Origin of the sequence: Flavobacterium macacae (assembly GCF_003865365.1) — a bacterium.
Classification (GTDB): Bacteria; Bacteroidota; Bacteroidia; order Flavobacteriales; family Flavobacteriaceae; genus Flavobacterium; species Flavobacterium macacae.
Window position 1 is genome coordinate 63680 of record NZ_RQVR01000007.1, and the last position, 14639, is coordinate 78318.

A 14639-nucleotide genomic window follows, 5' to 3' on the forward strand; every position below is an offset into this window, starting at 1 on the left:
TAAATTAATACTTTTTAGCTACAAAAAACATATTTAACAATTACGCAAAGTTAATTTAACAAAATATTATCAATACGTAGAAATGTAGGAAAATCAGGCTTTGGCATATCGCTTATATGTTAAAAGGCTATGGCATGCGTAATAAAAATTGTATTTAATTAATTAATAGTGAGAAAGGAAAGGAAATTTTTATAAATTTGGAATAAGACAAACTTCACTTATTTATTGCCCCCAGCAGTTATAATTAAATTAATTATAAAAATGAATAAGAGCAACCAGATTAAGACCCACTTCGATGGAAAAGTTATATTGTTTTTCTTTATAATTTTCATTGGTGCATGCGGGCTTTTAGCATTTAAGATCAATACTAAAGAAGTTTGTGCCGTAAAAGACTTTAAAATTGATGCGCCTAGTTTTAAAGCAGGCGAGTTAATTACTTTTTCAGATGCGACATTGAACGCATCCGAATGGAGATGGTATTTTGGAGATGGATCTAAAATTTCTTACCGATCAAAAGTAGCGCACTCCTTTTCAAAACCCGGAAAATATACTGTAAAGCTGTTGGTGAATAATAAATGTACAGTTGAAAGAACAATAACAATAATCGAAAAAAACGAAATAATCGATGAAAGTCTTTTGCCGAAATTTACGGGTCCAACTTTGGCGTATGTGGGAGAGCCGGTCACCTTTATGGATACCACTTCGCATGCTAAATCTTGGGAATGGCGGTTTGGAGACGGAAGCAAAATCGATGCAATTGACAGAAATCCGACTTACACCTATAGAATTTCTGGAGAAAAAGCGGTAACGCTGGTAATCAATGGCGACATGAAATATTTTGCCCAAAGAAAAATTACCGTGCTTCCGGCTAGAAAAGAACAAAAAGATATTGTGGCCGAAAGACTGGCCAGAAGAAGCAGTGCAAGAGGCGATGTGGTGAACGATTATTTCAACAGCTTGCCTGACGCACCCAGAAGAAGTCCAGAATTTTCGGGTTTAAATGAAGAGAAATTTAAAGGAATTTTAAACGGAATCTGTAAAGATGAGCTTTCTTTTGAAAATGTAAAAAGGTATTTCTGTGAAGACGATTTGCCTTTGGTTAAGTTGAGAAATGAAACAACGATTTCTTTAAAACAGTTAGATACTGATATCAGAAATCGAAATATCAATATAAAAAAGATTCAGTTTCAAAAAGACCAAGACGGTTGCATCACGGTTATCAACTTGAATTACAGATACAAGACTATTTTTTAATCTCATTTCTATATAAAATACTAATTTAAATACTTGACAGCATGGCAAATAATTTTTCAAACAGTTATGGAATTGGGGGTAACGAAGTAAGACAGGAAGGACAGGAAGCAATCTTAGAAATTCCACAAAACAAAACGTTGATCGCTCAAAAATTAACTCCAAATACACCTGTTCGTCCCGAAATTGTAACAGGGCTTAAAAATATGGATGAAGTGTTTGAACATTTTGATCCAAAAATTAATGTAGCATTTGAAGATGATGAAGGCAAAATCACAAGAGAAGAATTGGCTTTTAAAAACGTAGGAGATTTTTCAATCAAAGGATTAACGGCTCAAAGCGCATTTTTAACAGACCTAAAAACAAAAAATGAGCAATATCAAAAAATGATCAAACAGTTAAAGACAAACAAAGTTTTAAAATTGGCTTTGCAAGATCCAGAAGCTAGAAAATCAGTGATTGAAACTATCGAAAAACTAATCAAAGAAATCGAACAAACCGAAAAATAAGGAAGCCATGGCAAATCAAGAAAACACTAAAACGGCAAATAATGCATTTGAGAATCAAGAAAATCAGTCACGATCTCTTGAGCAAAATGTAGAGTCATTTATACAGTATGGCGGTTTCGATCTTTTGGAAGGTGCAATTGAAGGAGTTCAAAATTTGAATCCGGAAAGAAAAGCGCGCAAAAATATTTTTTTAAGCGAAAGCAATAAAAAGGCGGAGCGCCAAGCTTTAAAAACAGTCTTGAAACTGTGGGCAGAATCGTTGAAAACCACTGATGATCTCTTAGAATTGGTGAACGAAAGTACCAAAAAATCAGAACAGGCCGAAAAAGCGCTGAAGAAAAACTTGGCTGTGGCTGTTGAAGAATCAAAAGAATTAGAAGAAAATTATAGAACACTTTCTCTTTTCTATAAAAATACCGAAGAAAGCAAAGTCAAAAATATTTCAATCATGAATGCCGAATTAGATCAATTGAAAGATCTTGACAATTCGCGTTTCATTGATAATATTGAAGAAGAATTGGTAAACGGGTTTGACCGTCTGGACTTGCGTCAAAATTACTCACTTTTGGTTATTCCTGGATATTTGGGTTCTAACAAGGTGATTGAAAAATGGGCAAAAATCGCTTACGACAATAAAGTAATGCTGATTACCGATTTCCAACATTTAGACGAACCGGATGATGTAATGGAAATGTTTGAATCTGCCAATTTAACGGGCGGAGACACCTATCGTTCCAATGTGATGATGGCCTGCAACTGGCTTGTGGGTCGTGGAAAACACGATGAAATCGATGAATTAGATCACTTGTATATTCCGCCATCAACCGCTTTGGCAGGAAAAGTGTATAATACTTTGATGTCACAGGTTACTGCCGGTAAAAAATATGGCGGTATCAATGAAGTGGACGGAGTGAAGTTTGACTTGAAAAAAAGTGAAATTGCAAATCTTGAAAACTTAGGATTGATTCCGATGGTAAATGAATATGGAAAAGTTATGGCGTTCTCAGGAAAAACCCTTTTCAGTGGCGACAATCTTGGACTGCAAACGTATTCTGTTGTTCGTGTGTTTGACTACGTGACCAAAGTTTTAATGGATTTCTTAAATCGCAGGGCTTTTGAGAACTTCAATGCAAAAACCAGAAAAGAAATCTTGAACCAAATTGTGAAGTTCTTAGACAATGTTGCAGGACCAGATAAATTGATTGAAGATTTTGAAATCAAAAGATTTGAACAAGATCCAAACCAAAAGGATCGAATCTTTTTGGACATTCGTTTGAAGCCTTATTTTCCGGCAAAAAATTTCCTAATTAAAATGGATGGGCAAAAAGGAGATGACGGAAACGACTGGGATACTGAGTACGCAGAGTCAAAATAACATTTAACAGGTTAGATTGTTTTAAATCAGGTTATTAATGGATAAATTTTAGATTTTTTAACATTAATTTTATTGCACAAATCTAAAAAAGTAATATCTTAGAATACAATTAATTAGCAGGAAAAATAGAATAGAATCTCCCCCGCTTCTATCAAAATTAATAAATTTTAATCTTTAAATTTTTTTATTATGTCATTCAAATCAAAACTAAAAGTTGGCGGGAAAGAATTGAACATTTTGAACGCTTCGTATGATTTGCATCAAGAAGTAGATGCTAGCGGACGTCCATCATCAGTAACACGTGGTGGAACAATTAATTTAACTGTGGAATCAACTGGTGATTCATTCTTCTTCGAATGGATGACTAACAATTTCGAAAGAAAAGACGGTTCAATCCAGTATGTAAAAAGAGATACCGACGCCAAACTAAAAGAAATGAACTTCAAAGAAGGCTATCTTGTGAAGTACAAAGAAACTTTTGATGCAGCTGATGGTAGCCCATTGACTGAAACCTTCACGATTTCTGCCAAAGAGCTTTCTATGGGAGGTGGAGAACACATTAATGAGTGGGTTTAATTCAATTAGAATTACTTTAAAGTTTTAATGATAAAGGGTTTGTCAACGCATTCCCTTTGTCATTATATCTTATTATTTCAGTTTTTTTAATAATTAAATCTTATCAAATATGTCATTTTTAGCAAAGCTTGAAATTGACGGAGAGGTTTTGAATGTACTTGAATTTCAATGCACTCTTGGTCAAGATACCGATAAAAGCGGAAAACCGTCGGCTGATCCAGCTGGGGGAAAAATCCGAATAGTTGTAGAATCTACAAAAAGCACTATGTTATTTGATTGGATGGTCAGCAATTCGCAAACAAAAAATGGAAAACTCACTTTTTATAGAAGAGATGCCATTTCAAAAATGCGGGAACTCCAATTTAAAGAAGCCTATTGCATCAGATATGATGAACTTTTCGTGGCGTACAATACGATGTCAATGAAAATTGAAATTGTAGTTTCTGCCAAAGAAATAAATATGAACGGTTCGCAATTTGCCAGAAACTGGCCGTTGAAATTCTAAATAATTTTTTATGGACGAATTGGATACTAAATTTTTCGTAGGATTGAGTTGGCATTTCGGTGGCGGTAAATCATACATGAGTGGCACTGCAGGTGTAGGTGTCAGCAAGCGATTTGGTCCGGTTGAACCAGGCGTTAATCTTGCCGTAAATTTTTATAACGGAGGAATGGGAGCTCGTTCAGACAGCAATGCAATGAACTTTGATACCGTTTTTACCGGAAAAGTTACCGCAGGAACTGGCCGTGCAAACCCAATGTCAATTTATCCGTTGCACATGGACAGCGGAACAGGTATGAACGATACTTATAAATATTCTGCAACACTGGGAACCAGCATGATTCTGAACAACAACGACAGAAATCAGCAGGTCGGTTTTCTTCAATTGAGATCCGATAATTTTGGATTTCAGTTTTATAATGATTTTGGAGGATTCAAAAAAATTGGTATTGCCGATGGTCACGACAGATGGTGGACAGGTGGGGGAAAAGTAATCTTGGGAAATAACAATAGCAATTATCAATTGTTGATAGGTAGTGATGTTTTTACCGCAGATACTGATTCACAAAGCCTTGTCGATGAAGAAAATGCGAAGCGAAGTTTGGCAGAATTTGAGAAAACAAATACTGGAAATTTCTTTGAAAGAACAGCAAATCGAGCTTTTAACTATACGCCGACACAAGCAACCGAAGTAGGTCAAGAATTTTTAGACGCCAAAAGAAACGGTGTGCTTTGGAATGAAAACGCGCATTCTTTTGACTTGAATATGGGCCAAACTTCTTTTCATGGCAGAACTCCACAAGGGAGTTTCGGGGTTAATGGATTAGGCTCCAGCCATATGTTTTCACAAGATTTGATTCACCGAGGTATTAATTTTCACTTGATTCCGTCACAGCGACCAAATTATTGGGAAGTGCAAACGGGGCCACAGATAAATACCGGATTTTAATGAAAAATAAATTCTGGATTATGTTGCTATCTTTTGCCTTTTTCTCTTGTTCAAAAAAAATGTATGTCAAAGAAGATTATACATTATACGAACAAGATTTCAAACGGAATCCTATTTCACAACTTCGTACCGACGGAGTGTATGTTTTAGAAAATATTTGGACAAAAGATTCAGGCAGAAAACCAGAAGAACACATTTTTTATAAATTTTATGAAGAAGGCCAAGTCAATATTACAGTGGATGTAGGCCATCAAATTAAAACAGAACAAGAATATATCGAAAGCATAAAAAAGCACATTGCTTCCACAAACCAACCCAAGTTTACAACTCATTTTGAAGGGTATTACAAAATGGAAGCAAATAAGATAGTGATACAGCGTGTGTCTTCTCCGCGCAATTTATTTGTGTATTATTATGGAATTGTTGAAAAAGACAAATTGATAATTGTAAAGGAAACAATCGACGGAAAAGGCAAAATAGAAGACAAATATTTTACAGATTATTATAAGGAAACCTATCCTTTTTTGCCACTTGATAAATCTCAGATTGAAAACTTAAAACCCGGCTGGTAATTTATTATTTTATAAATTTTGGAAGAATCGGGACTTGAAAAGCTCTACATTTTAAAACCGAAAATATGATCCAAAAAATTTATATAATCTTTCTTCTTTTCTTAGCAGTCCAAACTTCTGCTCAAGAAAAAAAACGTGATGTTTCAGATTTTGATGATGCTTATTTGAAAGAAATTAAAGCAGAAAATTCAGAACTTTCTTCAAGAATAAAAACATTTCCTCAAAACATTCAAGATTTAAACAAACAAGTCAGTCAGGCAATCAAAAGCAATGATGATGCAAAAGCATTAGAATTAGCTCTTGAGATGGATAAATTGTACCCAAAAAATGCAGATATCAAAAATTTTATAGGTAAAAGGCAAGCCAAAGCCCAAGATCATGCTTCGGCTTTAAAGAGCTTTGATGAAGCAATTAAAATTGACAGCAATAACAAATGGTTTTACATCAATAAAGCTTCCGTTCAAGCAGAAAATAAACAGATCGAAGAGGCCTTAAAAACAATGGAAACACTATTGGTTTTACAACCCAATTGGAGCATCGCTTATAATATGAAAGCGTCGCTTCTGCGTGAACTGAATCAGCAAAGTGAATCTTTAAGAGCGTATGAAATGGCTTTAATGGGAGAGCCGAAAAGTGCCCAAATTTATACCAACAGAGGGGATCTTTATTTAGAGTTAAGTAAAGAAAAAGAAGCAATTGCCGACTATAAAAAAGCATTAGAAATTCAACCCGATTATGCTCGCGCAAAAGAAAATCTAAATAAGACATTAAAAACTGCTTCTGACAAGAAGTAGTTCAAATATAAATTTTAAAAAAGTAAAGCCATGCCAATCAGTACGCAAGTAAAAATTGATATCGAAGGTGAAGCGCTTACCCGCTTTTCGAAATTGGTGATTGAACAAAAAGTGCAAACGCACCACCGATTTTCACTTTTGCAGCCGCTTCCAAAGGAATTTGTCAGCCAGGCTATTGATAAAGCGCAACTTTATGTAGGGAAAACCATAAAAATCAGCATAAATCCGTCGAATATGATGACGGCTTCCCCGCTGACTTTTAACGGTGTCATCACAGAAGCGCAATTGGTCAGAACAGCGGGCGCTTCCGGAGGAATCATCATCAACGGTTACAGTCCGACGATCATGATGGAAGGCACGCCAAACATCCGTTCTTATTCTGATAAATCATTGTCAGATATTGTGAATGAAGTGCTTAAGAATTATTCTGTGGCTAATTTAAAACCTGCAGTTTCAGTAGAAAAAGACACAAATTTGCCCTATACGGTTCAGTATAATGAAAGCGATTTTGGCTTTTTGGCAAGACTGGCTCAAAAAAAAGGACAGTGGTTTTTTTACAATGGAGAAGAGCTTCAGTTTGGAAAACCAAAATCTAAAAATTTCACTTTAGAATATGGAAGAACGTTGCATTCTTTTAATATTGAAATGCGTGCAAAATCTTTAGGATTTGAATACTTAGGATACGATCCTTCAAACGGAGAAATGCAAACAGCAAGTTCTTCTGAAGTAAATTACCAACCAGATGGTTACTCAAAATCAGTTTTTGAAACTTCAAAAAAAATGTTTCCAAACATTTCAACTTTGTTGTATTCGCATTCTTTAGAAGAAGGAAATTCAAAAACACATCTTACTGATCGTGTTACCACACAATTGCAATCTCGAAGTGCAGATTTAGTAACTGCAAAAGGTGATTCTGACGAAACAGGTTTGAGAGTCGGAGATGTTGTGAATATCAAAGAACCTGCATTTTCATTGACCGGAAACCTTACTGATGGATTACAAGAGCAAAACTTTGGAAGTTATATTCTTACAGATATTGTTCACATTTGCGACGAGTCTGGTAATTATCACAACACTTTTGATGCCGTCCCAGAAAATGTAGTTTCGCCACCTTATGGAAATGTCCACAGTTTCCCTATTGCAGAATCACAGCCAGCAACGGTTATTTCAAACGATGATCCGGCTGGTTTGGGAAGAATTCAAGTGGCATTTGCTTGGCAAAAAGATACTGGGGCAAATACACCTTGGCTTAGAATGACAAATCCACATTCTGGGGGAGGAAAGGGATTTTATTTCGTTCCAGAAGTAGGTGAAGAAGTGTTGATCGCTTTTGAAGGAGGCAATGCCGAAAAACCATTTGTTCTCGGAGCAATGTATAACGGAAGTGCTTTGAGCGAATACCACACATCCGGAAATGATAAAAAAGTAATTCAAACACGATCAGGTACAAAGGTGATTATGAACGATGCAGAAGGAAGTGTTTTTATCGAAGATCCAAGTGGCAATACTTGGCTAATGGACGGAAAAGGAAATATTGATGTGAATGCCCCAAAAAACATGACTTTCACGATTGGCGAAAATTTTAATATTTCGGTAGGAAAAGACATGATAACAAATGTTGGCGAAAATAGATCTACAACCATCACTTTAAACGACCGACTAAAAGCCAAAGAGGCATTTGAAAACATTGACGAAAATAAAACGGTTAAAATTAGTGGGGATTTATCAGAAACCACAGGAACCACAACTCATAAGGCAGAACAAGGAGATATATTTTTTCACAGTGCCGGTGTTGCCAAAGTTTTAGGTGCAATTGATGCTAAAGTAAATAAAGGATAGTCAAAATGGTCAAAATAATAAAACCTCTTTTAAGTACAATTTTACTTCTGCTGACAATGGCAAGTTCTTGTCAAAAGAACGATGCAAAAGCTAATGAAGTTACAAAAAACAACAAAAAGCAAACAATGAACATAGAAAAATTTTATTGGCAAGAAAATATAAACAGCCCATTGGGATATCCGGTTGAGGTTTACAAAGGAGGTCTTGAATCACCAAGCGCAAGCTATGTCAGTTTAAGTATCGGTCCAGATACTGGAAATTGGGGAGAGCTTGGAAGCGGTATGAGTACTGGCATAAAACCAGTGCCAAATCGATTGAACTTGACTTGGATCTCATATGCAGAAAATGTTTTTTATGATATCGATACGCTGATTGATTATGAAAAAATGGTAAAATTATTTAAAGAAGGTTACCCAGAAGAAAATAAAAAATGGGGAAGGAGAAAAGCAGAATATGATGTGATTTTGGTTGGATTTGCTCCTGGCGGTGTTGTAGTCGTTTGGCTCGCAGGCGCTGGAAAACAAGTCGAAATTGGAAGATACCAAGCGACTCCAATAAAAATTCCTCAAGAAGAAATTGATAAACTTGATGGTCATGACAAGTTGCTTTTTGATGAAGCAACTACCAAAAGAATTATGGCAAGAGAAAGTTTTGTGCCACTTGAAGTTCAAAAAGCCAATGCCGGCAAACCTATTCCATTTGGACTTTGGGACACATACAGAAAAAAATACAATTGGAGTATAGATTTTGTCGCCGGAGAAAAGGGTACGATTTCATCTGTAAGATATGTGCTGTTTAATGGTGAAAGAGATGCTTTGTTGCCTGAAAATTTTAAGGAAGAAAACTTTAAAGAAAGAGCAATTCCAAAAGAATTCGGACTCAGTTGGCGTGATGAATCAGGGCAATTATACGGTGGATTTATACAATTTAGCGAGGCAGAAATTTTTAAGGCCTTCGAAACGATTTATAAAAAAGACGCATCTGCAAAGATTACAGTACAGCTTTCAATTAACAAAACAAACACGTTTGTTATTGCCGTATTAAAAACTGCAGACCAATCGGTAGGATTGAAAGAAAATAAAATTAATGTTTTCAAGTCAAAAAGAGATTAAGATTTAAAAGCAAGAATATGGGAAAGAGTTTTGTATATAACACAGGTGAATCAAAGGCCCCAGATGAAGAATTAGAGTTCACTTTTGGCGTATTTATAGATGGAACTTTGAATAATAAAACAAACACAGAGCTTCGTAGAAAATATCGAAATGGAGGTGTAGAAAATCTTAGGGATGAACAAATAGCTGAATCTGTAAAAAAAGATGAAGAAGCATATAAACAACTAAAAAAACGCGGATTTCCTGAAAAACCAAATGAATATGAACAATATCTTATTGGATCTCATAGAACTTACTTGGATAAGATGGGAACTGATAATAGCTATAGCAATGATTACACAAATGTGGCAAGAATGTGGAAATATTGCGATAAAGAATATAGAATTTATGTGGAAGGAATGGGAACCGATGACAAACAAAAAGATAGTCAAGACGGTTTTGCATTTGGTGCGGGACTAACCGGAGTAAGGGCTAAAGTAAGAAAGGCTTGCGAAATGGCTTCTAATAAAATAAATAAGGAGTTGCAGAAGGAAAATAATGCAGACAAGATTTTGACCAAAATTACTTTTGATGTTTTTGGTTTCAGTCGTGGCGCTGCATCTGCTCGAAATTTTGTGCATGAAGTCAACGTAAAAAAATCATACGAAGCAAAACCTTTTAACATGCCTGATGGCTATCATCCGATAAATCCTTATTCACAAAGTGGTATGCCAGTCCAGAAATACAGAAGCGCAATTGGTGATGCTGATGGATTAGAAGTAAATTCTGGGATTTTAGTACAGAATAAACTTCCGGGAATGGGACATCTTGGATATTCAATCTTGAAAGAGACTGACTTAACCATAAAAGAAATTGAAGCTGTCACGGTCGTAATTCGTTTTGTTGGAATCTATGACACCGTTTCTTCTTATGGTGAATCAGGAAACAGACTTGGCGAATATGACGCATTTGGTGAACTAAAAGATGATGGATTTTTACTTAAAGCAAGTAAAGAAGTTGTTTCAAGTCATTTTAATGATGATGTTGAAGAGTTGCAATTGAATAATCTGGGATACTTTCAGAAGATGGTACATTTTACAGCAAAAGATGAGCATCGCAAGAACTTTGCTCTTACCAGAATACGCCAAATTAAAGATCGGTCAATCGAAAAAAATCTTCCGGGAGTGCATTGCGATATCGGCGGAGCTTATGAAAATGAAACCGAATATAAAGACGAAATAGAAACGTCAAACCATAAGCCTCTATGGAAGTTGAAAAACTACATGGAAGAGCTTATTGCTGGTGGATGGTATAAGGATGGTGAGATAGAAATAAATAATAAATTTTGGAATTGGCTGACAAGTGGCATCGTTTATAGAAAATTAAGCGGCACTCGTTTTGTTAAAAAAGAATACAGCTATTTGCCTTTGCATTTCATGGAAGAATTTGGCAAAGAAATAATGAAAACGCAAGAAAAGAGTACAGCAATTATTGAAGATTTGACACTAAGATATAGCATTTCTGGAATGCCTCTTTTGGAGCAAGCTAAAACATATCTTGATGGATACATGAAAGATGAAATTCCGGAGTGGGATTTTGAGAGTGATGAAGAATTAGCTCAAAGAAAACAAGATAGAATCAATCGAGAAAATCTTGAAAAAATGCTTGAAGAAATTGAAAAAAATAAAATTCATCAAGAACAAAATGCTCCAGGATTTAAAGGAGAGAAACAATATTGGCCAACAATGCCATCTCAATTCCCAACTCCCGAAGAGCCTGAAGAAGATATTATTACAATAGATATTGAAGAGGTCGTGATAACGGCATATCATCCGCAAACGCTGTTGCGTAAGCTCAGAAACGAATATTTTCACTGGTCGGCATCACGAGACTGGTTTGGCATGGAGCCCAATAAAAATAGAATAAGAGGAGAACATTAAAAACAAAAATGAATGATATCTATAGTTCGCGGCTTAAAAGAATATTATCTCAAACCTCAAGTTGGAGCACAATACAACTATAGATTTGAAACAATAATTGATGATTTTACAAATGAAAAAAGACCAATTCAAAAATCTTGCATCAGAGATGTAATGATTATGCCAATCGAAAAACAAGATAGCTTGGAAATTTATCAAATTTTCACATCAAAAATAACCATAAAAAGCAATGTGTCAATTGCAGATGAATATCTCATAAAACAATTGGGTTATGTATTCGACGAAATTGAAGCAGGAGTTGATTTTTCTGGAAAAATTGTAAAAATATATAATTTAAAAGCGTTGCAATTTCGATGGAATTTGAAACAAGAAGAATTAGAACAAGATTACATTGGAGCTTCGGTTTATAGCTATTTTAAAAATATTGGTAGAATTTTAAATAATGAATCACAGTTAATAGATTTTCTGTCAGACTATAAAATGTTCGGTCTTTATTTTCACGGATTATTTGGGAATTATCTTTTATGGGAAATGCCAATAAAAAGAGAATTAAGAATAGAAGATTTTGAATATACTATTGTGAATGAACAAATATTTCCTGAGAAAAGAGATTTTGTAAAATATAAAATTGAAGGAAAATCAGAAGCGATAGATGAATATAAAGGAGAATTGATTTATAATGAATTTCAATTGCAAGAAGCGCTAATTGTATGTGAAAACAAAATGCATTCGATTAAATATGGAGCGTTGTTTTTAGGCTAATTAAAAAGAATAGCTATGGAAAATGTCAAAGAGAATAATAATAAAACAATAGCTGAAAAACGGGAAGTGCGTGAAAAAGAAGACAAAGTTTCAGAAGAATTGAAGCTTGTAATTGATGGTGCGAAAATTGAATGCAAGCTTTGCACAAATCCACAAGGAATTCTGAAAGTAAATTTTGACACGCCCACAACACAAGATAAATTGACTGCAACTGTTGTCGAAAAAGATATGCGAAGTCTCATTTTTATGGGAAATTGTTTAAAAAGTCCCAATGCAGCAGCTCCATGTGTGGCAGTCATGCAACTTGGTGAATGGAAAGATGTGGGGACTTTAAAGGTTCAGGATCAATTTCCATTATTGAAAAAAAGTACAATTCCATGCAATTATGGAGGAAGCACTATTGAAATTACTGATAGCGGACAAAAGAGCGAGCCTGCTGAAATTAAAACTATCGCTGCGCCAATTCCTCAAGAGATTTTGGTCAACGGACATTTTTATAATGCTGATGGAAGTTTTGAAGGCAAAGCAAATAAAACAGAATATACAGGAAGCGTAAATGACGTGTATGTTTGTTCTGGTAAAGAAACTAAAAATGGCACCGATGGAAAACCAGTTGAGGTATTTAAAGATGCTCAACTTTTAAAAGAAGGTGATACAAATATTACGCATCCAGATTTTTGCTACATTGCATATATTGTTAAGCACGAAGCAGGAAAAGACGATTTAAAAGAATTAAAATGTATTGCTTACACAAGTTTTAACAGGTCAAAAAACGTAAAATCAACTTGGAAGAAATTACTATCAACAGGATATTCTTCTGTTCCGAGTAAAATTTTAATGAACGAAACATTAAAAGATATAAAATCAAAGTTGACAAGACAAGCCCTGATTTATGTCTTACAAGGAAAGGATGATTTGACAAAAGGAGCTGAGTTTTGGGACGGAACTGACTTTTTAGCTTGGGGAAATTCTGAAACAAATCCTTATAATAAATTAGGTCAAAATAAATTTGATGAATACAAATTCATTGAAATTCCAAAAGATGTGTATGATGATTTTCTTGCGGCAAACGGAACTTCTTCAAGATATAAAGACAAAGGAAATCACAACGAACAAACTCATCAAGGAGATCACGAACATATTACAAAAAAAGTAAAAAAACCTGTGCTAGGAAAAGACGGTAAACAAGTGAAAGGAAAAGATGGAAAACCTTTATTTCAAGAGGTTAATGTACCAGATAGAATTAAATATCCAATTCCTGCGGCAGATTTTAAAAATCAAAATTATTGGACAACTGGCCATTTTTATTATGATACAGGCGTGAAAACCGCAAAAGGAATTTCGGGAACAATTACCGCAGGGAAAAGTATTTTTTGGAAACTAACAGCAACACGACTAACAAATGATACAGCAGTTGAAAAATAAAGTTCATATAATGACATTGGCGATTTTGAGCAGTATTTTGCTTTCCTTTTGCATGCCGAAAAATAGCATTCAAAAATATAAAATTTCTCATTTGCAGGAAGTTACGATTGAAGACGGAAATAAAACAATTGAAAATTATTATGCCGTTTTTCCTCAAAATAATGATACTGTTATGGTTTATAAAACCGCAACTGACGATGTTGGCCGTTTTGAAAAAAAATACCAATATACTTATGAAAACATAAAATCAAACGCAATAACCTTTGTTTTTCAAGAAGACCAGCAATCAGTAGAAAAACTGAAAATCGCTTTTGAAAAAAACACCCTATTTATCAATGATGATATCTATAAAGTGAATGATGCTTATTATAATTATTTAAAACAAAAAGTACTTACAGAAAAATCAATTTTAGAAATTGTGTATTTGGCGAAAGAGGGCTTGGGTGATTATGCGATCCTTTTAGAACCTTTAAATAAAAATTGGAACGCTGTGAAATCAGATAAAAATTTTCGACTAATTTCAATAGATATAAAAAATAAAAATTACCAGACTGATGATCAATATTTTCAGCAACATGTGAAATATAATTATGATAAATCTGGGAATTTTGTAAAAGCCGATAGTAAAAATTTTAAAAAAGTAAAAAATAGTGAATCTGCAAAATTTGTAAAATATCACATTTCAAAAAACGACGAAAGAGTTTCTTCAGAAATTGAATTATACCAAAATAAAAAAACATCATTAGATTCAATATCTGTAAAATGGGAACAATTCTCTACGTCCAAAGAATACAGCTATATTAAATACCAATCAAATCTAAAAACCAAAAGTGTAGATAAAAGACCAAAAGCAGATAAGGAAATAATAGAGTCTTTTAAATGATTTTCTGTTTACTGAATTAATAGTCAGTGCTTTGTAAAGATTTCTCTTTGAAAATCATATTAAATTATAAAAAAAATAGTAAATTCAATTTAACGATGTAAGTATCTTCCTCCAAATTTATTTTAACCTTAAAAACTACTATTATGCCTATCAGTACAAAGATTGTTATAG

General features: G+C 34.3%; 14 protein-coding genes. All 14 read left to right on the forward strand.

Annotated features, from left to right (window positions below; translation table 11 throughout):
* The first annotated feature begins 261 nt into the window (after positions 1-261).
* Positions 262-1254 carry a PKD domain-containing protein gene (locus EG849_RS07570; RefSeq protein WP_125012475.1) on the forward strand — a complete coding sequence of 331 codons (993 nt, stop codon included), beginning with the start codon at positions 262-264 and terminating at the stop codon, positions 1252-1254.
* Between the two features lie 41 nt (positions 1255-1295).
* Positions 1296-1760, forward strand: coding sequence for a hypothetical protein (locus tag EG849_RS07575; protein WP_125012476.1), 465 nt, complete (start codon positions 1296-1298; stop codon positions 1758-1760).
* Positions 1761-1767: 7 nt separating this feature from the next.
* The gene (locus EG849_RS07580) at positions 1768-3135 is read left to right on the forward strand and encodes a DUF5458 family protein (protein WP_125012477.1); all 1368 of its coding nucleotides are present in this window, start codon (positions 1768-1770) and stop codon (positions 3133-3135) included.
* A 189-nt stretch (positions 3136-3324) separates the two neighbouring features.
* The gene (gene tssD, locus EG849_RS07585) at positions 3325-3711 is read left to right on the forward strand and encodes a type VI secretion system tube protein TssD (RefSeq protein WP_125012478.1); all 387 of its coding nucleotides are present in this window, start codon (positions 3325-3327) and stop codon (positions 3709-3711) included.
* Between the two features lie 109 nt (positions 3712-3820).
* Positions 3821-4216 carry a type VI secretion system tube protein TssD gene (tssD, locus tag EG849_RS07590; RefSeq protein WP_125012479.1) on the forward strand — a complete coding sequence of 132 codons (396 nt, stop codon included), beginning with the start codon at positions 3821-3823 and terminating at the stop codon, positions 4214-4216.
* A gap of 10 nt (positions 4217-4226) precedes the next feature.
* Positions 4227-5162, forward strand: coding sequence for a polymorphic toxin type 23 domain-containing protein (locus tag EG849_RS07595; protein ID WP_125012480.1), 936 nt, complete (start codon positions 4227-4229; stop codon positions 5160-5162).
* Complete coding sequence (locus tag EG849_RS07600) at positions 5162-5734, forward strand: hypothetical protein (protein ID WP_125012481.1); 573 nt, start codon at positions 5162-5164, stop codon at positions 5732-5734. Before EG849_RS07595 ends, EG849_RS07600 begins: the two co-directional genes overlap by 1 nt.
* A gap of 65 nt (positions 5735-5799) precedes the next feature.
* Positions 5800-6528, forward strand: coding sequence for a tetratricopeptide repeat protein (locus EG849_RS07605; RefSeq protein WP_125012482.1), 729 nt, complete (start codon positions 5800-5802; stop codon positions 6526-6528).
* A gap of 30 nt (positions 6529-6558) precedes the next feature.
* Complete coding sequence (locus EG849_RS07610) at positions 6559-8367, forward strand: type VI secretion system Vgr family protein (RefSeq protein ID WP_125012483.1); 1809 nt, start codon at positions 6559-6561, stop codon at positions 8365-8367.
* A gap of 56 nt (positions 8368-8423) precedes the next feature.
* On the forward strand, positions 8424-9479 hold the full coding sequence (locus tag EG849_RS07615) for a DUF2931 family protein (protein WP_262679740.1): 1056 nt from the start codon (positions 8424-8426) through the stop codon (positions 9477-9479).
* A 17-nt stretch (positions 9480-9496) separates the two neighbouring features.
* The gene (locus EG849_RS07620) at positions 9497-11398 is read left to right on the forward strand and encodes a phospholipase effector Tle1 domain-containing protein (protein ID WP_125012485.1); all 1902 of its coding nucleotides are present in this window, start codon (positions 9497-9499) and stop codon (positions 11396-11398) included.
* A gap of 12 nt (positions 11399-11410) precedes the next feature.
* Positions 11411-12160: a hypothetical protein gene (locus tag EG849_RS07625; protein WP_125012486.1), complete on the forward strand. Its 750-nt coding sequence runs from the start codon at positions 11411-11413 to the stop codon at positions 12158-12160.
* A 15-nt stretch (positions 12161-12175) separates the two neighbouring features.
* Positions 12176-13585 carry a DUF4280 domain-containing protein gene (locus EG849_RS07630; RefSeq protein WP_125012487.1) on the forward strand — a complete coding sequence of 470 codons (1410 nt, stop codon included), beginning with the start codon at positions 12176-12178 and terminating at the stop codon, positions 13583-13585.
* Positions 13575-14468, forward strand: coding sequence for a hypothetical protein (locus tag EG849_RS07635; RefSeq protein ID WP_148096057.1), 894 nt, complete (start codon positions 13575-13577; stop codon positions 14466-14468). The genes EG849_RS07630 and EG849_RS07635 overlap by 11 nt, the downstream gene beginning before the upstream one ends.
* Positions 14469-14639 lie beyond the last annotated feature (171 nt).

Bases quoted from the DNA above. Each gene is read 5' to 3' on its own strand.
- EG849_RS07630 (WP_125012487.1), top strand. From the start codon at position 12,176: ATGGAAAATGTCAAAGAGAATAATAATAAAACAATAGCTGAAAAACGG.
- EG849_RS07625 (WP_125012486.1), top strand. From the start codon at position 11,411: ATGATATCTATAGTTCGCGGCTTAAAAGAATATTATCTCAAACCTCAA.
- EG849_RS07610 (WP_125012483.1), top strand. From the start codon at position 6,559: ATGCCAATCAGTACGCAAGTAAAAATTGATATCGAAGGTGAAGCGCTT.
- EG849_RS07570 (WP_125012475.1), top strand. From the start codon at position 262: ATGAATAAGAGCAACCAGATTAAGACCCACTTCGATGGAAAAGTTATA.
- EG849_RS07605 (WP_125012482.1), top strand. From the start codon at position 5,800: ATGATCCAAAAAATTTATATAATCTTTCTTCTTTTCTTAGCAGTCCAA.
- EG849_RS07575 (WP_125012476.1), top strand. From the start codon at position 1,296: ATGGCAAATAATTTTTCAAACAGTTATGGAATTGGGGGTAACGAAGTA.
- EG849_RS07580 (WP_125012477.1), top strand. From the start codon at position 1,768: ATGGCAAATCAAGAAAACACTAAAACGGCAAATAATGCATTTGAGAAT.
- tssD (WP_125012479.1), top strand. From the start codon at position 3,821: ATGTCATTTTTAGCAAAGCTTGAAATTGACGGAGAGGTTTTGAATGTA.
- EG849_RS07595 (WP_125012480.1), top strand. From the start codon at position 4,227: ATGGACGAATTGGATACTAAATTTTTCGTAGGATTGAGTTGGCATTTC.
- tssD (WP_125012478.1), top strand. From the start codon at position 3,325: ATGTCATTCAAATCAAAACTAAAAGTTGGCGGGAAAGAATTGAACATT.
- EG849_RS07600 (WP_125012481.1), top strand. From the start codon at position 5,162: ATGAAAAATAAATTCTGGATTATGTTGCTATCTTTTGCCTTTTTCTCT.
- EG849_RS07615 (WP_262679740.1), top strand. From the start codon at position 8,424: ATGGCAAGTTCTTGTCAAAAGAACGATGCAAAAGCTAATGAAGTTACA.
- EG849_RS07620 (WP_125012485.1), top strand. From the start codon at position 9,497: ATGGGAAAGAGTTTTGTATATAACACAGGTGAATCAAAGGCCCCAGAT.